This is a genomic window from Rhizobium sp. BT04 (assembly GCF_030053135.1).
GTDB classification, from domain to species: domain Bacteria; phylum Pseudomonadota; class Alphaproteobacteria; order Rhizobiales; family Rhizobiaceae; genus Rhizobium; species Rhizobium binxianense.
Map to the genome: position 1 here is coordinate 425032 of NZ_CP125651.1, position 20176 is coordinate 445207.

At 60.5% G+C, this 20176-nt stretch carries 22 protein-coding genes and 1 pseudogene; 11 read left to right on the forward strand and 12 right to left on the reverse strand.

All coding sequences use genetic code 11. The features are described from left to right. Nucleotides 1–19 precede the first annotated feature (19 nt). Nucleotides 20–781 (reverse strand): SDR family NAD(P)-dependent oxidoreductase, encoded by a 762-nt coding sequence (locus tag QMO82_RS07225; RefSeq protein WP_183609801.1) that lies wholly within the window; start codon nt 779–781, stop codon nt 20–22. A 143-nt stretch (nt 782–924) separates the two neighbouring features. On the opposite strand from QMO82_RS07225, the gene QMO82_RS07230 reads away from it, so the two are divergent. Then, nucleotides 925–1827, forward strand: coding sequence for a LysR substrate-binding domain-containing protein (locus QMO82_RS07230; RefSeq protein WP_183609800.1), 903 nt, complete (start codon nt 925–927; stop codon nt 1825–1827). A 160-nt stretch (nt 1828–1987) separates the two neighbouring features. On the opposite strand, the gene QMO82_RS07235 is transcribed toward QMO82_RS07230, so the two are convergent. From QMO82_RS07235 to QMO82_RS07270, 8 genes are all read right to left on the reverse strand, one after another. Continuing rightward, nucleotides 1988–3022 carry an L-idonate 5-dehydrogenase gene (locus tag QMO82_RS07235; protein ID WP_183609799.1) on the reverse strand — a complete coding sequence of 345 codons (1035 nt, stop codon included), beginning with the start codon at nt 3020–3022 and terminating at the stop codon, nt 1988–1990. Nucleotides 3023–3032: 10 nt separating this feature from the next. Next, a complete protein-coding gene (locus QMO82_RS07240) occupies nt 3033–4439 on the reverse strand; it encodes a TRAP transporter large permease (protein ID WP_183609798.1) in 1407 nt (468 codons plus the stop codon). 4 nt (nt 4440–4443) lie between these two features. After that, a complete protein-coding gene (locus tag QMO82_RS07245) occupies nt 4444–5016 on the reverse strand; it encodes a TRAP transporter small permease (protein ID WP_183609797.1) in 573 nt (190 codons plus the stop codon). A gap of 247 nt (nt 5017–5263) precedes the next feature. After that, nucleotides 5264–6238 (reverse strand): sialic acid TRAP transporter substrate-binding protein SiaP, encoded by a 975-nt coding sequence (locus tag QMO82_RS07250; protein ID WP_183609796.1) that lies wholly within the window; start codon nt 6236–6238, stop codon nt 5264–5266. 23 nt (nt 6239–6261) lie between these two features. Continuing rightward, the gene (locus QMO82_RS07255; RefSeq protein WP_183609795.1) at nt 6262–7020 is read right to left on the reverse strand and encodes a FadR/GntR family transcriptional regulator; all 759 of its coding nucleotides are present in this window, start codon (nt 7018–7020) and stop codon (nt 6262–6264) included. Nucleotides 7021–7210: 190 nt separating this feature from the next. Beyond that, the gene (locus QMO82_RS07260; RefSeq protein WP_183609794.1) at nt 7211–7987 is read right to left on the reverse strand and encodes a molybdopterin-binding protein; all 777 of its coding nucleotides are present in this window, start codon (nt 7985–7987) and stop codon (nt 7211–7213) included. Continuing rightward, on the reverse strand, nt 7984–8826 hold the full coding sequence (locus tag QMO82_RS07265) for a cytochrome b/b6 domain-containing protein (protein WP_183609793.1): 843 nt from the start codon (nt 8824–8826) through the stop codon (nt 7984–7986). The genes QMO82_RS07260 and QMO82_RS07265 overlap by 4 nt, the downstream gene beginning before the upstream one ends. Before the next feature lie 90 nt (nt 8827–8916). Continuing rightward, entirely contained in the window at nt 8917–9165 is a 249-nt protein-coding gene (locus QMO82_RS07270; protein WP_183609792.1) for a pentapeptide MXKDX repeat protein, read from the reverse strand. Nucleotides 9166–9349: 184 nt separating this feature from the next. Here QMO82_RS07270 and QMO82_RS07275 point away from each other — a divergent pair, with 184 nt between their 5' ends. The 4 genes and pseudogenes from QMO82_RS07275 (at nt 9350) to QMO82_RS07285 (ending at nt 11623) form a co-directional block, all read left to right on the forward strand. After that, nucleotides 9350–9898 carry a sigma-70 family RNA polymerase sigma factor gene (locus QMO82_RS07275; RefSeq protein ID WP_183609884.1) on the forward strand — a complete coding sequence of 183 codons (549 nt, stop codon included), beginning with the start codon at nt 9350–9352 and terminating at the stop codon, nt 9896–9898. Continuing rightward, the gene (locus QMO82_RS07280) at nt 9895–10539 is read left to right on the forward strand and encodes an NrsF family protein (protein WP_183609791.1); all 645 of its coding nucleotides are present in this window, start codon (nt 9895–9897) and stop codon (nt 10537–10539) included. The genes QMO82_RS07275 and QMO82_RS07280 overlap by 4 nt, the downstream gene beginning before the upstream one ends. Nucleotides 10540–10605: 66 nt before the next feature. Next, nucleotides 10606–10701, forward strand: a pseudogene (locus tag QMO82_RS33785) (LysR family transcriptional regulator); the annotation flags it as partial. Between the two features lie 124 nt (nt 10702–10825). Next, nucleotides 10826–11623, forward strand: coding sequence for a creatininase family protein (locus QMO82_RS07285; protein WP_183609790.1), 798 nt, complete (start codon nt 10826–10828; stop codon nt 11621–11623). On the opposite strand, the gene QMO82_RS07290 is transcribed toward QMO82_RS07285, so the two are convergent. Continuing rightward, the gene (locus QMO82_RS07290; protein ID WP_183609789.1) at nt 11586–12575 is read right to left on the reverse strand and encodes a LysR family transcriptional regulator; all 990 of its coding nucleotides are present in this window, start codon (nt 12573–12575) and stop codon (nt 11586–11588) included. The two genes, QMO82_RS07285 and QMO82_RS07290, sit on opposite strands and share 38 nt — an antisense overlap. Before the next feature lie 184 nt (nt 12576–12759). Between QMO82_RS07290 and QMO82_RS07295 the strand changes: the two genes are divergently transcribed. From QMO82_RS07295 to QMO82_RS07320, 6 genes are all read left to right on the forward strand, one after another. Continuing rightward, nucleotides 12760–13776, forward strand: a complete 1017-nt coding sequence (locus tag QMO82_RS07295; protein ID WP_183609788.1) for an ABC transporter substrate-binding protein — start codon at nt 12760–12762, stop codon at nt 13774–13776. A gap of 64 nt (nt 13777–13840) precedes the next feature. Further along, nucleotides 13841–14665: an ABC transporter ATP-binding protein gene (locus QMO82_RS07300; protein WP_183609787.1), complete on the forward strand. Its 825-nt coding sequence runs from the start codon at nt 13841–13843 to the stop codon at nt 14663–14665. Then, the gene (locus QMO82_RS07305; protein WP_183609786.1) at nt 14665–15507 is read left to right on the forward strand and encodes an ABC transporter permease; all 843 of its coding nucleotides are present in this window, start codon (nt 14665–14667) and stop codon (nt 15505–15507) included. Before QMO82_RS07300 ends, QMO82_RS07305 begins: the two co-directional genes overlap by 1 nt. Beyond that, nucleotides 15507–16820 carry a cytosine deaminase gene (locus tag QMO82_RS07310; RefSeq protein ID WP_183609785.1) on the forward strand — a complete coding sequence of 438 codons (1314 nt, stop codon included), beginning with the start codon at nt 15507–15509 and terminating at the stop codon, nt 16818–16820. The genes QMO82_RS07305 and QMO82_RS07310 overlap by 1 nt, the downstream gene beginning before the upstream one ends. A gap of 1 nt (nt 16821) precedes the next feature. After that, nucleotides 16822–18231: an FAD-binding oxidoreductase gene (locus QMO82_RS07315; protein ID WP_183609784.1), complete on the forward strand. Its 1410-nt coding sequence runs from the start codon at nt 16822–16824 to the stop codon at nt 18229–18231. Further along, entirely contained in the window at nt 18228–18809 is a 582-nt protein-coding gene (locus QMO82_RS07320) for an NAD(P)H-dependent oxidoreductase (protein WP_183609783.1), read from the forward strand. Before QMO82_RS07315 ends, QMO82_RS07320 begins: the two co-directional genes overlap by 4 nt. Here QMO82_RS07320 and QMO82_RS07325 read toward each other — a convergent pair. Together QMO82_RS07325 and QMO82_RS07330 are read right to left on the reverse strand one after the other, a co-directional pair. After that, nucleotides 18806–19195, reverse strand: a complete 390-nt coding sequence (locus QMO82_RS07325) for a RidA family protein (RefSeq protein WP_183609782.1) — start codon at nt 19193–19195, stop codon at nt 18806–18808. The two genes, QMO82_RS07320 and QMO82_RS07325, sit on opposite strands and share 4 nt — an antisense overlap. Before the next feature lie 234 nt (nt 19196–19429). Beyond that, nucleotides 19430–20176: a UTRA domain-containing protein gene (locus QMO82_RS07330; protein ID WP_273885100.1), complete on the reverse strand. Its 747-nt coding sequence runs from the start codon at nt 20174–20176 to the stop codon at nt 19430–19432.

Sequence of the window (20176 nt, forward strand, 5' to 3'; positions counted from 1 at the left end):
CCGGGATTCCACTCGGCGATCAGTGGATCAGCATGCCGCCATTGACGTCGATTACGGCGCCGGTGACATAGGCGGACAGGTCGGATGCCAGGAACAGATAGATGTTGGCGACGTCGCTCGCTTCACCGAGCCTGCTCAAAGGAATGCCCTTGATGATATCAACCCGCATCTGGTCGGTAAGCTTTCCGCCGGTGATATCGGTCTGGATCAGTCCCGGCGTGACAGAGTTCACGCGGATGCCCGCAGGGCCGAACTCGCGAGCCATTGCCTTCGCGAGTCCGAGAACGCCGGCCTTGGCCGCGGAATAGTGTGGTCCGCCAAAAATCCCGCCGCCGCGCTGCGCCGAGACGGACGACATGCATGCAATCGAGCCGCCGCCTTGGTCGCGCATCTGCGGAATGAAGGCCTGGCTGAGAAAAAGTACGCCGGTCATGTTCACCGCGACGATGCGATCCCAATCCGCTTCGGAAATTTCCAGCGTCGTGACAGGCTGCGTTATACCGGCATTGTTGATCAAAGCATCGACGCGTCCGAACGTCGCGACCACAGCGTCGGCGGAAGCCACGCAGGACGCCTTATCGGCCACATCGCAACGCAGACCGATGTGGTCACCGCCGGCAACGGTCGGCAGGGTGGCGGCAGCTTCCTCGGCTGCGCCAGCGTCGATGTCGAGGATTGCCACTCTGGCCCCGTGTTCGGCGAAAAGCTGCGCGGTTGCACGGCCGATACCGCGCCTGCTTGCCGCGCCGGAAATGACCGCGGTCTTTCCTTCCAAAAGCATATGATCTCCTCCTGACGCTCTCCCGGCGTCCGGTTCTCTTCCCTGCAGCGATCGTCACTGCGACAGCCATAGTTCTGGCCGAACGGAGAGGAGTCATCAAACGCCAAGTTTACATCAGTAGATGAATCTGTTTCACTAATCGGATGCTCAATACGATCTCGCTTTCCGCCATGCGAATATTCGAAGCAGCCGCCAGGCTCGGTTCGTTTCGCCGAGCGGCAGAGGAGCTGAACTTGTCTCCGAGCGCTGTCAGCCATGCTATCGTGCGGTTGGAAAGCGATCTGGGGGCGAGTCTTTTCGAACGCAGCACAAGAAGCATTGCACTCACGCTTGCAGGTCAGACGCTGCTGCTGCACGCGTCGAACGCTTTCGAAGAGCTGCGGCGCGGTGTTGAACTTATTTCATCCAAAAAGGCTCAGCTGCTCCGACTGCACTGTGCACCGAGCTTCGCCGCACAAGTCCTTTCGCCGCGTCTGCCGGGTTTTCTCAAGGAGAATCCCGGCATCGAGGTAAGGGTCGCCGCCAGTACGAACTATGCCCGTTTCGTCGACAATCTGTTCGACGCGGACATCGTCTATGGCGAGCCGCAAAACCGCGACGATCTCATCGTGATCCCGTTGGGTGAGGAGCTTGTCTTTCCGATGTGCTCACCGGAGATAGCTCAGCGCCTCAAGTCTCCGCGCGACCTGCTGCGCCATCCCCTGATCAGAAGCGACCTGAAAAGGATACAGTGGATCGACTGGTTCGAAGCCAATCAGCTCGGCTCTCCGCCACCGCCCGCGATGAGTTTCGACAGAAGCTTTCTGGCCCTGGACGCTGCCGTCAACAGCCTGGGCGTGGCGCTCGAATCCAACGTCCTCGCCGCTCGCGAGCTCGAAAGTGGAAAACTCGTGCGGCCCTTTTCGGCAGGGTCTCGCGACAACAGGTATATCGGACATTACCTTGCCTATCCGAAGACCGGCACGCAGCGGCGACTGGCCCGAATTTTCGCAGATTGGCTCATACAGAACATGCACCGTTCGACTGCTGCCGTAGCAACCTTGTGAGGTTCGGCCGCTCGGCTTCGATCGAGATCGTCGTCAGCGACGGACACCGCACCGCGCTTTAGAGCATTTCCGTTTTTCTTCGAATCACGAAAATGCTCTAGCTCTTTGTTTTCACGCAATTCCTGACGCAAAACCGCTTCACACTTTTGCTGGAATTGCTCTAAAAGATGAGTTGCACCTTGCAGGCGACCGCGCGGTCGCCGGCGAGAATGAAAGCTGCATCGGCTTGTTCGAGTGGCAGGTTGTGGCTGATGATCGGGCGCACGTCGATCTTGCGGCTGGAGATCAGCTCCACGGCGGCGGCGAATTCCTCGTGGAAGCGCTGCGTTCCGTGAATGTGCAGCTCCTTGCCGACAATGGCGTTGAGAGGGATCGGGATCTCGCCTGTGACACCGACCTGCACGATCGTTCCGCGCGGCCTGATGGCGGCGATCGCGCTGCGGATCGCCGGGACGGCGGCCGAACATTCGAAAACGAGATCGAAATAACCCTTTCCCGCCTCGAATTCGGCAAGTGCGTGGGCATCCTTGGCGACGTTGATCGTGCGGCTGGCGCCCATCGCCTTGGCTCTGGTGAGCGCCGCATCGGCAAGATCCGTCACGACGATCTCGCTTGCACCGTGATAACAGGCGACGGCGACCATCAGCGCGCCGATCGGGCCGGCCCCGGTGACCAACACGCGTTTGCCGGCAATATCTCCTGCGCGCGATGCAGCGTGCAGGCAGACGGAGAGTGGCTCGCTGCAGGCCGCCTCTGCGGCAGTTGTCGCGGCGCCTGCCGCAAAGCATTGCCTGGCCGACACCACCAACCATTCCCGGAACATGCCCTGCTCATGCGGCAGGCGCATTGCGCTGCCCATGAAGCGCATGTCCAGGCAATGGATCGGCATTGCCTGGTCGCAATATTCGCAGTGCCCGCAAGGTTGACTGGGATTGACCGCCACCAGCGTACCGGCCTTCAGATCGACGCCTTCGCCGGCTTGGCTCACGGTCCCCGATGCCTCGTGGCCCGGTATGATCGGCTCGCGAACCCTGACCGGCCCGAAGCCGCCATCCTGATAATAGTGCAGATCGGAGCCGCAGATGCCTGCGGCCGCCATTTTGAGAAGGACCTCGCCGGGACCGGGGGCCGTAACCGCGGCGGTTTCGATCCTCAGATCGCCCTTTTGGTAAAGCCGTGCCAGACGTGTCTGCATTACTCCGCTCCTATCTCAGCAGTCCAAGCTGCTGCGGCAGCCACAGCGATATGGCCGGGACGAAGGTGATCAAGATCAGCGCCAGGAAGAGCGGCACCAGCCAGGGCAGGATTGCCATGGTCGTGCGTTCGACGGATAGTTTCGCGACCCGCGACAGCACGAAAAGCACCATGCCAAGCGGCGGGTGCAGCAGGCCGATCATCAGGTTCAGCGTCATGATGAGGCCGAACTGGACCGGATCGATCCCGAACTTCAGGACGATCGGCAGCAGGATCGGCACGAGGATGGTGATAGCTGCGATCGTATCCAGGAAGCAGCCGACGAACAGCATCAAGAGGTTCACCAGGATCAGGAAAACCCATTTGTTGTCGGTGATCGACAGGATCGCATCGGAGAGCAGCTGGGCCGCCTGGCTCACCGTCAGCAGCCAGGCGAAGACCGATGCCGCGGTGACGATGAAGAGAACCGATGCCGTCGTCTCGATCGTATCGAAGCTTGCCTTGGCGAGCGTCGAGGGCGTCATCGTGCGGTAGCGCACCAGGCCGAGGAATAGCGACCAGAGGACGGCAGCAACGGCGGCCTCCGTCGGCGTGAACCAGCCCATCGTCATGCCGCCGATCAGGATCACGGGTGTCATCAGCGCCATGACGGCGGAGAAGCGGAAATACCAGTCGAGCGCGAGAAGCCCGGCAAGGGCAAGTCCCGCCGCCGCATTCATCGATACGCCAGCTAACATCAGCAGATAGATGGCCACGGGCACCGCCAGGACGACGACGATTTCCAGTCCCGCCGACAGGAGCTGCCTGATATCGAACGGCGCGTCCGAGCCCCAGCGCTTCCAATAGGCGAAGGCGGCGACGGTGATCATCATCAACAGCGTCATGACGACGCCGGGCAGGATGCCGGCCATGAAAAGAGCGCCGATCGAGACGTTCGCCATCATCCCGTAAATCACGAAAGGCAGCGATGGCGGGAAGATCGGCCCGAGCGTGGCCGAAGCCGCCGTCACGCCGACCGCCGCCTCGACCGGATAGCCGTGATCCTTCATCGCCTTGATCTCGATCGTACCGATACCCGCCGCATCGGCAAGCGCGGTGCCGGACATGCCGGAGAAGATGACGGAACCGATGATGTTGACCTGGGCGAGACCGCCCTTCATCCAGCCGACCAGCGCGACGGCAAAAGAATAGATGCGGCCGGTGACGCCGGCCGAATTCATCAGATTGCCCGCAAGGATGAAGAAGGGGACGGCGAGCAGCGGGAAGCTTTCGACGCCGGCGATCATGCGCTGGGCGACGATGATGTCGGGCGCGACGCCGTAGAGGACGATGTAAAGCACGGAGGCCACGGCCATCGAGATGGCGACAGGCACGCCGACCAGCATCAGCACCAGAAACGAGCCAAGAAGCAGCAGCATCGGATCACCCCTCGATGGTCTGGAATTCTTCGGGGCGCTCCAGAACGGAGTAGCCGCGGCGGATATTGGCGACGAAGACGATGATCGCGCGGATTAGCATCAGCGCGAAGGCGACGAGAACGGAGTAGAAGACGATGTTGCGCGGCAGGTCGATGGTGACCATCTGCTCGTCGGCGACGATGTCGACATAACGCCACATCAGATGGCAGCCATAGGCGAAGAAGCCGATGCGGACGATATCGACGAAGGTGGCGAGCACGCGCGCCAGGCCTGCAGGCATATAGTGATAGAACACATCCACCTGGATATGCCGCGAGGTGCGTACACACATGACGGAACCCAGAAAGACGACGCCGATCAGGCAGTTGATCGCGATTTCCTCGGTCCATGCGTAGCTGTCGTTCAGCACATAACGCGTGAAGAACTGCAGGAAGACGCAACCCGCCATCAGCCAGAAGACGATCAGCGTGATCCAGTCTTCGATGGCATAATCCGAGACGTTTGCGGTCGGCGCGTGTCCTTCGAATTCGTGGCCGATCTCCTCGGCCGTGATGGGGGTGTGAATTTCTTGCGACATGATCGGCCTTGTTTGGGTTGGGGAAGAAGGGCCCGGCGTGTGGGGCGCGTGCCCTTCGTGTCGACATCGTCTTGCGCTCGGCGGCGCCTGCCCCTCATCCGGCTGCCGCCACCTTCTCCCCGTAAACGGGGCGAAGGGGATATGCCGCGACCTCTCCGTCCCCCGCCCACCTCTCGCAGGGCACGTCCCCTCGCCCCGTTTTTACGGGGAGAGGGTTAGGGTGAGGGGCAACCGTCATTGCCAGGCTTTACTGGATCGCGCGGATTGCTTCCCAATCGGCCTTCTCGTAACCGAAGTCCTCGAACTTGACCTTTTCCATTACGGCCTTTTCGAAATCGGCCTTGTCGACCTCGGCGACGTTCAGGCCCTTTTCCTTGAAGGTCGCAATAAGACCGTTTTCCTTGCCGGCGATCGTCTTGCTCGTGCGCTCGGCCGCCTCCTGCATGACCTCGCCGAAGATCTTCTTGTCTTCGTCGGAAAGGCTTGCCCACCGCGTCTTCGAGACCACGGTGTTGAGATGATCGACGATGTGGCCGGTGAGGATGATGTTCTTCTGGACTTCGTAGAATTTCTTCGCCTCGATCGTCGTCAGCGGGTTTTCCTGCGCCTCGACCGTGCCGTTCTGCAAAGCGAGATAGACTTCGGCAAAAGCGATCGGTGTGGTGTTGGCGCCGCAGGCGCGCGGCATGGCGAGATAGGCCGGAACGTCGGGCACGCGGATCTTCAAGCCCTGCATGTCGGCGCATTTGGCGATCGGCTTGTTTGATGTCGTGTGGCGCGTGCCGTAATAGCTGACGGCGGCGATGTGGTTGCCGGTCTTGTCTTCATAGCCTTTGGCAAGGCGCTTGAAGACATCGCTCTTCGTATAGGCGATCAGGTGATCGGGACCGCGGAAAATATAAGGGAAGTAGGTGACGCCGATCGGCTTGTAGTCGCGGGCCGCGAAGCTCGAACCCGAGATGATGATATCGACCGTCCCGAGCTTGAGGCCCTGGTTGATATCGGCTTCCTTACCGAGCTGCGAGGCCGGGTAAACCTCGATCTTGTAACGCCCGTCGGTGCGCTTGTTGATCTCTTCCGCAGCCCAGACGGAATCCGTGTGGAAGGGCTCGGACGTTTCATAGACATGCGCCCATTTCAGCACGGTCTCGGCATGCGCGATCGCGCTGCTCGCCATGATCGCGGCTGCGGCGCACAGTATCGTTGCCAGTCTCTTCTTCATCGCTCTCTCCTCCGAGCTTATGTTTAAGTCTTGGTCGTTCCTTTCGCGGGCCGCTTGCTGCGGCCGCGCTCCTCCTCTCCCGAAAACTCCTCCCCGAAGCTCTCGGAAAACCTCTTCTGCGACATGGTGAGATGGGCGCGCATGGCGGCCTTCGCGCCCGCGGCATCGCCGACGGCGATTGCGTCGCGAATGGCCCGATGCTCATCCACGGCGCTGCGCCATGTGCCCGGCCCCTCGAAATGGCTCGCGAGCTGCGCGAAATAGGGGGTCATGCGCATGTCGAACATCTCGCCCGTCACCCGTATCAACGTCGCATTGCCGACGATGGCGGCGATGCCGGTGTGGAAGGCGCGATCGGCGGTAAGTACGGCGCTTGCATCATTGACAACGCCGCTCATGCGCATCAGCGCTTCATCGAGCAAAGCGATATCCTCAGGCCTGGCGCGGCCTGCGGCCTCTTCGGCAATGGCGCATTCGATGATGGCGCGCGCCTGCAGCAGCTCGAAAGGCCCCTCCACCGGCTCGCGCTCGGCTCCGGCCACATCAGCGGCATGCTGGCGCACCACATAGATGCCGGATCCCATGCGGATATTGACCAGGCCTTCGACCTCCAGGACGATCAGCGCCTCGCGCACGGTCGGGCGCGACACCGACAATTGCTCGGCCAGGTCACGCTCGGCCGGCAACCGTCGGCCGATGGCAAGCTCGCCGCTGGCGATCATCAAGCGGATCTGGTCCGCCACCTGCCGATAGAGGCGGCGTGATTCAACAGGCGAAAACATCGTGGCCTCCCCGGCGGCTTCTCCTCAAGCACGCAGCTGGTCAACTGGCCTGACCAATTCGCACAGAGGTACCATCCCGTGAGCTGTGCGTCAATCCGCCGCATAAACGTTAAACAGGAAAGCCACAGGCTGGGAACCTTGGTGATTTGGACAGAGCGGCTATCGTGCCGGCTTCAGCCCTCCGGAAAACTTAGATCCCGGCATACCATTCGTAGCCGCGATCCTCCCAGAAGCCGCCATTGCCGCCATAAATCTGGCCGAGGCCTGCCACCGCCTCGATGCGGGTCAGATATTTCGCCTGCTTATAACCGAGCTGCCGCTCGACCCTAAGCCTCAGCGGCGCGCCATGCGCCACTTCCAGGTCGCGTCCATTCATCGAATAGGCAAGGATCGTCTGCGGATGGAAGGCATCGACCAGATCGATACTCTCATAATACCAGCCGGTACCATCCAGCGTCTTTTCATATTCATCGGCGCAGTGGAACACGATGTAGCGCGCCTGGGGTTTCAGCCCGACCGATTGCAGCAGGGCGCCGAGCGGCAGGCCCGTCCATTTGCCGATCGCGCTCCAGCCTTCGACGCAGTCGTGTCGGGTGATCTGGGTGCGCGACGGCATCGTCTTCAGCTGCGCGAGCGAGAATTGCGACGGCTTTTCCACCAATCCGCCGACATCAAGTCTCCAGGTCGAGAACTGCCGGCTCATCCAGTCGAGATATTGCGGATTGTCAGGCATGCTGGTGCCGTTCGAGCGAAAGACCGGCGACAGATCGGCCTCGCTGAATTCACGGGCCAATGCCTTGTCGCCGAGCAGCAAGCGCTGCGCCTTCATGCTGAAACCCTCGGCGACCTTCAGAACCGACTTCGTCCGGTCGCTTTCGACCAATGCGTCGCATCCGCTTAGTCCCAAAGCAGAGGCGGTCAGGGTCGAGCCGATCAGGAAGCGGCGGCGGGTGATCAGGCGGCTCATTGTCTGTCTCCCTGTTCGATGGCGTAGTAGCCGGTGATCATTGACCGCAGATTGTTGAAGACACCCGACAGGATCACCATGGCGACATGCACCACGACGAAGGCGACGAGCGAAAAGGCGGTGAGGAAATGGAGGGTGCGGGCCGATTGCCGCCCACCGAAGACATCGAGCAGCCAGGGCGCCACGGCGTTGAAGCCCGGCGACATGGTGAGCCCCGTCGCGACCATCAACGGCAGCAGCAGGAAGATCACCAGGAGATAGGTCAGCTTCTGCAGCGTGTTGTAGTGCCGCGCTTCGGGGCCTTTCGGAAAGCGCAGCCTGATATGATTGACGATTTCATGACCGAGATGCGCGGGTCTGAGCTCGTTGCCGCTCGGAGCGAGATCCCGGCGGAAATGCCGGCTGACCAGTCCGTAGACGAGATAGGCAAGGCCGTTGAGGACGAAGAGCCAGGCAAAAAAGAAATGCCAGCGCCGGCCGGCCGACAGGTCCTGATAGCTTGGTACCGTGACCCAGCTTGGGAACCCCCTGGCTGTCGCTTCACCATCGACATTCGAGAGACCGAGCAAGCCTGTCGTATCGAAGGTGAGCGAACCCAAATGCGTCAGCCCCTTCACTTGGTCGCCATCGTCGACGGCTTCCATGGAAATGAAGGAAGGGTCGTTGTCGGCGCCATACTGGCCCCAATAAAGTGCGGGATGCGCATTGAATATCTGCAGGCCGCTGAACAGCAGCACCGTGAGGCAAAGCACATTCACCCAATGCGACAGGCGGACGGCAAGGCTGTGGCGGTAGATAAGTGTGCGGCCGGTTTTCGCGCCGGCATCGATCATCGCCATGATAGTTCTCCGGATGAAGAGACATTTCGAGAAGAGAAGACGCGACCGCCGCGGATAAAGTTTCAGCGGCCGCGCAGATCTGAAAAACGCCTATTTCATCGCGTCGCAGGTCTTCATCATGTCGGCCTTTTTCATCGCATCCTTCTCCATGCCGGCCTTATGAGTGCAGTCCGCCTTGGTGGCCGATGTCTTCATGGCGTCCTTCGACATCGCGTCGCTCTGCATAGTGTCCTTCTTCATCGAATCGGACTTCATGGCGTCCTCAGCCGACACCACGCCGGCGAGCGAAAGGCCGACGATGAAGGAGCAGGCTGCAAGGCTGGAAACAAGTTTGGTCATGGAACTCTCCTGGAATCGGATTGTCGTGTCCGCCGGCGGCCTGCCGATGGCTCACATCAGCCCATTCGAGCGAGTGTGGGGATGCGTTACAGCTTCACGCGCATGTGATAGAGCTGTGATGCCGATATTGTTTTTGATCTTCTGTAACCGATTGGCTGTTTTTCCGAATGAACTCTCTGACAGCATGACAACCGCCCGTTCGGAAGAAGCCCTGAAAGCCTTGATGCTTCTCTCCCTTGACGGGGACGAGGCGGCCTATCGGCGTTTGCTGACGGTCTTGCGCGCGCTGCTTGTTGGTTATTACAGCCGCCGGATGGCTGCGGCGACGAAGGCGGATATGGAGGACTTGGTCCAGGAGACATTGCTGGCACTGCATTCCCGCCGATTCACCTACGACCGAAACAGACCTTTCACGGCATGGTTCTTCTCGATCGCCCGCTACAAGCTGATCGACCATCACCGCGGCCACGGTGGACGCAGGCTTGGTGAGACCGAGCTTGGCGAGGAGATCGAAAGCGACTTCAGCGAGGACACACTGACGGCGCGTATGGATGTCGAGCGGCTGCTCGACGGCTTGCCGCTGAAGCAGCAGGAACTGATCCGGCAGGTAAAACTCGAGGGCCAATCGGTCGCCGACACCGCAACCCGCACCGGCCAGTCCGAATCGGCGGTGAAAGTCGGCATCCACCGGGCGCTCAAGGCGCTCGGAGAGAGATTGCGAGGCGCATCGTGACAAAGACGGACGACATCATCGAAAGCCTGGTAAGCGACCTGAAGCCGGTGCCGCGCCATGCGCTGTGGCGCCGCTTCGCGCTTGGCCTCTTGCCGGCCCTCGGGCTCTCGCTGCTGCTGATGCTGGCCATTCTCGGCCTCAGGGTCGATATGCCTGATGTACTGATGCTGCCGGTCTTCTGGATCAAATCGGCCTACAATGCCGTGATTGCCGTGGCGGCTCTCTTCGCTGTCTTCCGGCTTTCCCGCCCCGACGGTTCCGAAGGACGGTTTTTCGGTTGGCTGACTTCGATCTTCGCTGCCATGACAGCGGTCGCAGCGATCCAGCTCATGATGGCTCCCGTTGGATCTTACCGGGTGTTGATCCTCGGCTCTTCGGCGCTCCATTGCCCGTTGCTGATCATCGCCTTCGCATTACCGGTCTATGCCGGGGTGGTCTGGGCATTGCGTCGCGCGGCGCCCTCGAATCTCAGGCGAACCGGCTTGGTCGCCGGCATTGCCGCGGGAGCAGCCGGCGCCTGGGTCTATTCGTGGTTTTGCACCGAAAACGGCATGCCCTTCGTGCTGATCTGGTATTCCCTCGGCATCCTGCTCACCGGCGCGCTCGGCGCCTTCACCGGTCCTCGGCTGCTCCGCTGGTAGATCCTCTGCCGAGACAATTCGCGATCCGAAAAGATCGATCGTTGCGCGCCGCAACACTTTGCGCAAACGAGGCAAGGCTGTCATTTCGACTATCCCAGCCGCCGCCCTTTCTCGTCGGCCTTCAGCGCCTTCGTCGAGGCCTTCCGGTTCAGATCACACCGGGGACTACTGCAATTGGTATTGGCGCACTCGAAAAAGCAGCGCCATGCACACAAAATGATGCTTTTCGCGCTCATCGTTATTCCCTACTCCCTGTCAAGGCAGGTGATGAAAAGGGGACTACCGCATGGCGACGCCGTTTTACTGGAACGAGCTCAACACATATGATTTTGCCGGCCTTTCCCCCGAGACGACGATTGCCGTTCTGCCGATCGCCTCGACGGAACAGCACGGCCCGCATCTGCCGATCGCAACCGATGTCGCCATCGCGGCCGGCATGCTGGCGGAGCTGAAGAGGCAGCGGCCGGAGGATCTGGACATATTGGTCCTTCCGACACAGGAGATCGGCAAGGCCAACGAACACATCTATGGCCCCGGCACGCTGTCGCTCAGCGCCGAGTTGCTCATCCCCGTCTGGACGGCGATCGGGGCAAAGGTTGCCGAAGCTGGATTGCGGAAAATGGTGATCGTCAACTCCCACGGCGGCAATGTCGACATTATGAGCATCGTCGCGCGTGAACTGCGCGTGCGCCATCAAATGGCGGTGGTCTCCACGCAATGGGGCCGTTTCGGTCATCCGGAAGGCATGGTCAGCGATCACGAGAGCAAATACGGCATCCACGGCGGCGATGTCGAGACGTCGTTGATGCTGCACTTCCGCCCCGAGCTGGTGCGTATGGACAAGGCTGAGAATTTCGCCTCGAAGGCCGAATGGATGCGGCAGCAATCCAAATATCTTCAGCCTCTGCCGCCGCATTCGCTAGCCTGGATTGCGCATGACCTCAATCCCCTCGGCGTGGTCGGCGATGCCTCGATCGCCACAGCCGAAAAGGGCGAGGCGATCTGCCGCCATCAGGTCAAGGGGTTTGTCGAGCTGCTCCGGGATCTCAAGGCCTATCCGCTTTCGAATCTCTATGTGAAATAGGGTCAGCCACGGGTTTCACATCCGGCGGGATATGGCCCTTGGCCTGCAATTCCTGCACCAGGCCGAGCAGTTCGGCGAGCAGATATTCGACGAATAGGCTGGTGGCTGCATCGAGCGGGGCGCGGGCGCGCGCAAACAGCTTCATCTGTTGGTAACGCGCATGCGGCTCGGCGACCGGCCGGAAGACGAGTTCGCCGCGCCGGCATTCGGTGATGACGTCGAGCGGATTGAGCAGCGTCAGGCCCGTGCCGCATTTGACGAGCTGCTTCAGCATCTCCGATGCGTTCGTTTCCAGCACCGGTTCGACCGAGATGGGCAGGCGCGCGAAAGCAAGATTGATTACCTCGCGCAGGCTGGTGCCCGGCTGCGCCAGAACCAGTTTTTCCTGCGTGACATCAGCGAGGTTGATCGGCCCGGGACCAATCAGGCGATGGCCCGGCGGCAGTACCACACCGATCGGGATATCGAAATTTCCAAGCGTGCGGATGCCGGGCATGGCGGGGATGTTGAAGCCGAGACCGATATCCACCTCGCCTGATACAACGTGGCTGGCCGTCGTGCCGCCGGCATCGTTGCGCAGCTGAACGAAGACGCGCGGATGCTCTGACAGAAACCGCGCGATGATTTCGGGCAGCGGCCCGGCGGCAAGGCCGACGGTGGTCACCATGCGCACCTTCCCCGCCTGCTGCATCTTGAGGCTGCGGATGCGCCCCTCCAGGCGCTCGTAATTCTTCAGCACCTCCCGAATATGTTCGATGCAGAGTTCACCGGCAGCCGTCAGCCGCAAGCCACGCGGCAGCCGCTCGAAAAGCGGCGCCCCGATCTCCTCTTCCAGCGCCAAAATCTGCCTGTTGACCGCCGATGACGCAACGTTGAGGCGCGCTGCCGCCTTGCGGATCGAACCGCAACGGGCGATCTCGTTGATGTAAAGAAGGCGTCTGGAGTGCAACATGATCTCTCCGGTGCATAAATTTTGCGCAGGGCGCACAAATTATCTTCAGCTTTTCCACAGATGCCGAAAAGGCATCAATGCGCACGAATTTTGATGCTTTTCAAAGCGCATGGCAATGGCTCAAATTGCGTTAAAAGGGAGCCGACCAAGGCTTCCCTCGGCGAAAAAAGGGGAACTGCCTGCCATGTTGAAATCACAGACGAAGACGCAATTCTTGCGCTGCCTCGGCCTCGCATCCATGCTCGCTGGCGCCTCGCCGGCGCTTGCCCTCGACAAGGTAAGCTACGGCACGAACTGGCTTGCCCAAGCCGAGCATGGCGGCTTCTACCAAGCCGTCGCCGACGGAACCTATGCGAAATACGGCCTCGATGTCACCATCGTCCAAGGCGGCCCGAATGCTGCAAACAGCGCGCTCTTGATCTCCGGCAAGCTCGATTTTTACATGGGTGGTCCTCAGGAAGAAATATCCGCCGTAGAGCAGGGTATTCCGCTGGTCGATGTCGCCGCGATCTTCCAAAAAGATCCGCAGGTGCTGATTGCCCATCCGGATAACGGCGTCGACAAATTCGAGGACCTCGCCAAGCTGAAAACGCTGTTCCTCAGCAAGGACGGCTACCTCACCTATTTCGAATGGATGAAGGCCAACTTCAAAGGCTTCAAGGACGAACAGTACAAGCCCTATAACTTCAGCCCCGCCCCCTTCCTCGCAGACAAGGACTCGGGCCAGCAGGGCTACCTGACCTCCGAACCCTACGAGATCCAGAAGCAGGCGGGCTTCGAGCCTAAGGTCTTCCTGCTCGCCGACAACGGTTACTCCCCCTATTCGACGATGATCACGACGACGCAGGCGATGATCGACGGTAAGCCCGATGTCGTGCAGCGCTTCGTCGATGCCTCGATCGAGGGCTGGTACAACTACCTCTACGGCGACAACGCCAAGGCGAACGCGCTGATCAAGAAGGACAATCCCGAAATGACGGACGGCCAGATCGCCTATTCGATCGCCAAGATGAAGGAATATGGCATCATCGAATCCGGCGACAGCCTCGACAAAGGCATCGGCTGCATTACCGACGCCCATTACAAGAAGTTCTTCGACGAGATGACGGCCATCAAGGTGTTCAAGACCGATACTGCCTATACCAAGGCCTTTACGGCGAAGTTCGTGTGCAAGGGCGCCGGAATGGCGCTGAAGAAATAAGCCTCCCAGGCTCGGTCCGCCGCCCGGTGGCGGACCGCATCCCTTTCGATAAATGAGCGAGAAAATGTCCCTAGCCGAAACCAAGGTGGCGCCGTCGAAGGAAACGCGAAAGCGGCCGCTGGTCGTCATGCAGTCGGTTTCGAAGGTCTTTTCCAGCGGCACTGTCGCCCTTTCGAACATGTCGCTCACCGTCGAAAGTGGCGAGTTCGTCAGCCTGCTCGGCCCTTCCGGCTGCGGCAAGTCGACCGCGCTGCGCATCATAGCCGGTCTCGGGGATGTCACCTCGGGAACGATCGACTGGCCGAGTTCGCGCATCAATTCCAGAGGTCTGCCGGAGGGCGATATCGGCTTTGTCTTCCAGGAACCGACGTTGATGCCCTGGAAGAACGTGTTCGACAATGTCCATCTGCCGCTGAGGTTGAGGCGCGTTTCGAAGGCAGCCGCGCATGATCAGATCATGGAAGTGCTGACTACCGTCGGCCTTCAGGATTTTGCCAAGGCCTATCCGCGCGAACTTTCCGGCGGTATGAAGATGCGCGTCTCGATCGCCCGTGCGCTGGTGACGAAGCCGAAGCTGCTGCTGATGGACGAACCTTTCGCCGCGCTCGATGAGATCACCCGCCAGAAGCTCAACGACGACGTGCTGCGGCTGTGGAAGGCGACCGGCATTACGGTGATTTTCGTGACGCATTCGGTCTTCGAGTCCGCCTATCTCTCGAACCGCATCGTCGTGATGAAGGCAAGGCCCGGGCGTGTGCATGCCGACGTCCCGCTGATCACCAGCCTCGAACGCGACGCGCACTACCGCACTTCGGAAGAATACCGCAAGGCCTGCGAAACGGTATCGTATTCGCTGATCGGGGCGATCAATTCGGCAGGGGATCATTGATGAGTGACGAAACAGACACATCGCCGCCGCTCGTTAAGGGTACCGCAAACGCAAGGCGCCGCAATCTTGCGCTGCGCATCGCCATTCCCTTCCTCGTCATCGCCCTGTTGATCCTCGTCTGGTACACCTATGTGAAACTGTCCGGCGTGCCGCCCTATATCCTGCCAGGACCGGCCGCTGTGGCAAACGCCTTCGTGACGGATTGGGGTACGCTGGCGCCGGCCCTCTGGGTCACGACTAAGATCACCTTCATCTCGCTGATGCTGGCGCTGATCGGCGGCGTGGGGTTTGCGATCTTCCTCGTGCAATCGCGCTGGATCGAGATCGCCTTCTATCCGCTCGCCGTCATCCTGCAGGTGACACCGATCGTGGCGATCTCGCCGCTGATCCTGATCTACGCTCCCTCGACGCAGGTGGCGCTGCTCATCTGCGCCTTCCTCGTCGCATTCTTCCCGATCCTGTCGAACATGGTGCAGGGCCTGAAGAGCGTCGACCATAACCTCATCAACCTGTTCGAGCTCTACGGCGCCTCGCGCTGGCAGACGCTGATCCATCTGAAGATCCCGGCCGCCCAGCCCTATTTCATGACCGGTCTCCGCATCGGCGGCGGCCTCGCGCTGATCGCCGCCGTCGTCGCCGAATTTGCCGCGGGCTCGGCCGGTGCCGGCTCCGGCCTCGCCTTCCGTCTGCTCGAAGCACAGTACCGGATGAACATCCCGCGGCTGTTTGCGGCGCTGTTGATGCTCTCCATGCTTGGGGTCGCCATTTTCGGCCTCACCACCCTGATTGCCTGGCTGAGCCTCCACCGCTGGCATGAAAGCAGCATCAAACGGGAAAACTGATGACCTATTCCTTCATATCCCCGCCGAATGCGGCCCGCTTCGTGCTGAGCAATGCGACAGTGCCCGCCGTTACCGTCGGGCCTCTCGACGTGTCCGTGACGGAGGGACTGGCGACAGTCGATATCGTCATCAGCGACGGTACGATTGCCGCCATCCGGCCGGCTGGCGCCGCACCCGCCGACTATGCCAGGATCGATCTCAAGGACGGCATGGTCTGGCCGTGTTTTGCCGATATCCATACCCATCTCGACAAGGGCCATATCTGGCCGCGCCAGGCCAATCCCGACGGCAGCTTCATGGGCGCGCTCGATGCCGTCCGGGCCGACCGGGAAGCCAACTGGTCGGCTGCAGACGTCAAACGGCGCATGGAATTCTCGCTGCGTTCCGCCTATGCCCACGGCACCAGCCTGATCCGCACGCACCTGGATTCGCTGGCGCCCCAGCATCGCATCTCCTTCGAGGTCTTTGCCGAAATCCGGGATGCCTGGAAGGACAGGATCGCGCTGCAGGCAGTCGCCCTGTTCCCGCTGGACGCCATTGCAGACAGCATCTTCTTTGCCGACCTCGTCACAACAGTTCGGCAGAGCGGCGGCCTGCTTGGCGGCGTCACCCGGATGGGGCCAGAGCTTGCCTGGCAGCTCGACACGCTCTTCAGAACGGCCGCAGAACATGGCCTGGATATCGATCTGCATGTCGACGAGACGGATCACCCCGGCGCCGAGACGCTCAAAGCAATTGCCGAGGCGGTACTGCGCAACGGGTTTAAGGGCAAGGTCGCTGCCGGCCATTGCTGCTCGCTCGCCCGCCAGGACGACGACACCGCCGCGCGCACCGTCGAACTGGTCGCCAAAGCCGGCATAGCCGTCATCTCGCTGCCGATGTGCAACATGTATCTGCAGGACCGCTATGCCGGCCGCACCCCGCGCTGGCGCGGCGTCACTCTGTTCCACGAGCTGGCCGCCGCCGGTATCGCGACCGCGGTCGCCTCCGACAATACCCGCGACCCCTTCTATGCCTATGGTGATCTCGATCCGGTCGAGGTCTTCCGCGAGGCCGTCCGGATTCTGCATCTCGACCACCCGCTCGATACCGCCGCCCGTGTCGTCACCACCTCGCCCGCCGCTATCGTCGGACGGCCGGACAAGGGCCGTATCGCCGCCGGCGATCCGGCCGATCTCGTGCTCTTCAGCGCGCGGCGCTGGAGTGAATTCCTGTCGCGTCCGCAGTCTGACCGCGTCGTGCTTCGCCGCGGCAAGGTGATCGACCGCAGCCTGCCGGACTACCGTGAACTCGATAACGTCGTTGGAGCCTGACATGGCCGATTATCAGAAGATCAAAAAGGAACTCGAAGGCATCGCCGTCGAGGACAATCCGGCGCTGGTACGCCAGAAGAGCCGGGATTTCTATTGGTACTCGCCGATCCTGAAGGCGCAGCTCGACAATGTGACGGCCGATCTCGTCGTCACGCCGAAGACCGAGGACGAGGTCATCCGGACGCTGAGGGTCGCCTATGCCCATGGCGTGCCGGTCACGCCGCGCGGCGCCGGCACCGGCAATTACGGCCAGGCCATGCCGCTTTCCGGCGGCATCGTCCTGAACCTCGCCGCCATGGACAAGATCAAGGAGATCCATCCCGGCCGCGTCATCTGCGAACCGGGCATCGTGCTTGCCCAGCTCGACAAGCAGACCAAGGCCCATTCCGGCCAGGAGCTGCGCTTCCACCCCTCCACCGCCCAGACGGCGACGGTCGGCGGTTTCATCGCCGGCGGTTCCGGCGGCGTTGGCTCGATCACCTGGGGCGGCTTGCGCGACATCGGCAATATCCTGCGGCTGCGCGTCGTCACCATGGAAGCCGAGCCGCGTGTCCTCGATCTCACCGGCTGGGATCTGCAGAAGGTGAGCCACGCCTACGGCACCAATGGCATCATCACCGAGATCGAGATGCCGCTTGCGCCTGCCTATGACTGGGTCGATGTGCTGGTCGGCTATGACGATTTCATGGAAGCGGTGCGCTTCTCCGACGCACTGGCGAAATGCAACGGCATCCTCGTCAAGGAGATCGCGCCGATTGCGGCTCCTATCCCTCACGACTATTTCACCCGCCACAAGCCATATATCCGTCAGGGTCAGTCGATCGTCGTACTGATGATCGCGCCGCATTCCATGGATGCCTTTCTTGCCTTCACGGCGGCGCTGAAGGGTGAGATCATGTTCCGCTCCGACAAGGTGGAAAGCATGCGCGGCATCCCGCATGCTTACGAACTCGCGTGGAACCACACGACATTGCGTGCCCTCAAGGTCGATCCGAGCTTCACCTATCTGCAGGTGCAATATCCGGGACCGGATCATGTTGCTAAAGTCCGCAAGATGGTGGAAATCTTCGGTGACGAAGTGCCCGGTCATCTCGAATTCATCAAATTCGACGGCCAGATCCAATGCTCCGGCCTGCCTCTGGTACGCTACACCACCGAGGAGCGGCTGGAAGAGATCATCAAGATCCACCAAGACAATGGATGCCCGATCTTCAACCCGCACCGCTATACGCTTGAAGAAGGCGGCATGAAGCGCACCGACACGGTGCAGCTCGCCTTCAAGCAGGAAACCGATCCGAAGGGCCTGCTCAATCCCGGCAAGATGATTGCTTGGGAAAATCCCGATTTCGATTTCAACGCCGGCAAGAACTATCTCTTCCCCGGCCTGGCGGCCCTGATGGAGGCCTCATGAGGGTTCTCGTCCTCCACTCCCACCCGGTCGAGGAAAGTTACGGCAAGGCGCTCTACCGGCAGACCGTCGAGAGTCTTGAAAAGGCCGGGCATACAGTGGATGCCTGCGACCTTTATGAAGAGCAGTTCGACCCGGTGCTCTCACGCCGCGACCGGCTCGTCTATCACGACTATCCGGAAAATCTGAAGCTGGTGGAATCCCATGTCGACAGGTTGAAGGCAGCCGAAGGGCTTGTCATTTGCACCCCGATCTGGAACTTCGGCTTTCCGGCAATTTTGAAAGGCTATTTCGACCGCGTGTGGCTGCCGGGCGTTTCCTTCGAACTGGTCAACGGCAAGGTGGAATCGCGGCTGCGCCACATCCGCAAGCTTGCAGCCGTTCTGACTTATGGTGCAACGCCCTTTCGGGCGTTTGCCGCCGGCAACCCGCCGAAGAGGATCGTCAAGAGGGTGCTGAGGGCGCAGATCAATCCACTGAGGCCGGTGACCTTCCTCGCCCATTACGACATGAACAATTGCACGCCGGAGACGCGGGCAAAATTCCTCACCCGCGTCGGAGACGCGATGGAGCGCTTTTAGAAAATCTTCGCGGCCGTCACCTCGACCTCGACGAGGAACTCAGGGCGGGTAAAGCCGCCGATGACGAGCAAGGTGGAAACTGGCTTCTGATCGAGCGTATAGCGATCCCGCACCGCCATATAGGCCGGGAAATCCTCGCGCCGGGTAACGAACCCCGAAATGCGGATCACATCGGCAAAGCTCATCTCCGCCTCTTCGAGGATCGCCTTGATCGCGTCGAAACAGAGTTCCGCCTGAGCAGTGATGTCGCTCGGAATAATATCGTCGAGACCGATACCAAGCTGGCCCGACGTGACCAGGAGCGATGCGCCGGGTGGCACCAGCAGGCCGTGATTGTAATTTCCAAAAGGCCGGCGCACCGAGGGAGGATTGAAGGTCTTCTTCATCGATTTGAAATTTCCCATAGATCTGCAATGCCGATCCTACAAGATGCAGCGGAATATGAGAATATCGCGTTGCCCATGCTGTCTTGCGACAAAAAGCAGGATGACCGCCTTGAAAGGAAATGAACCGGCGACCCTCGCGGTCCCTGCGCGACCGCCGTCCTAAGCCACTGGGAAAGCTGACTTTTGAGGCGTAAGCCTATTTATGGAGCTTAGTCGTTAGGCTCGCGCGGCATGTCAACGGATCGCTTCAAGTCGATACCGACCAGCCGGAGAAACCAAGCGAGCAACCGAGACTACATTCCGGTTTGAGTTGAGGCGCACGTGGATGGACAAACACGGCTTGGTCGGAAGGATCGCAAGGAGCGTCTGTTCCCATCCCTCTGGCGAAACCGCTCTTATGGAGTATTCGTTTCTGGCACCCTGCGCGGCCTCTAAGAGATAAGAAGTAGGCGTACGCTTCGTGAAATCCTGCGCGAGGTAAGCAGGAACGGCGCTCGGAAGTACGAAGCGATCTTCCAACTGCACCGGAACGTTGTCTTTGTGATGCAGGATCACGGAATGAAAAACTGTGGAGCCGACCTCAACCCCGAGTTCATTGCCAATCTCGAAACTGGCTGGATTTTCAGACAATGTGATAACATTGGCCGTATGAATTTTCCCACGCTGGCGAATATCTTCAGCAATATCGAGCATATCGAGGACCGCCGGGAAGCATTTTGGTTTGGCTACGAACGAACCGATTCCGGGTATCCGCCGCAGTACGCCTTCGCTGGCAAGTTCGTACAACGCGCGCTCAGCGGTGGTCTTGCTGACTCCATACGATACCACGAGTTGATTTTCGGACGGCACACGGTGGTGTGGCGGCCATTTTCCGGTACTGATGCAGCCAAGAATAAATTGTTTAACGTCCTTGTAGGTTCGTAACCTTCCTGCCGGAGTTGGACCGCTTATGTGGTTATCCTGCCCGCGCGGCGTCTCCAC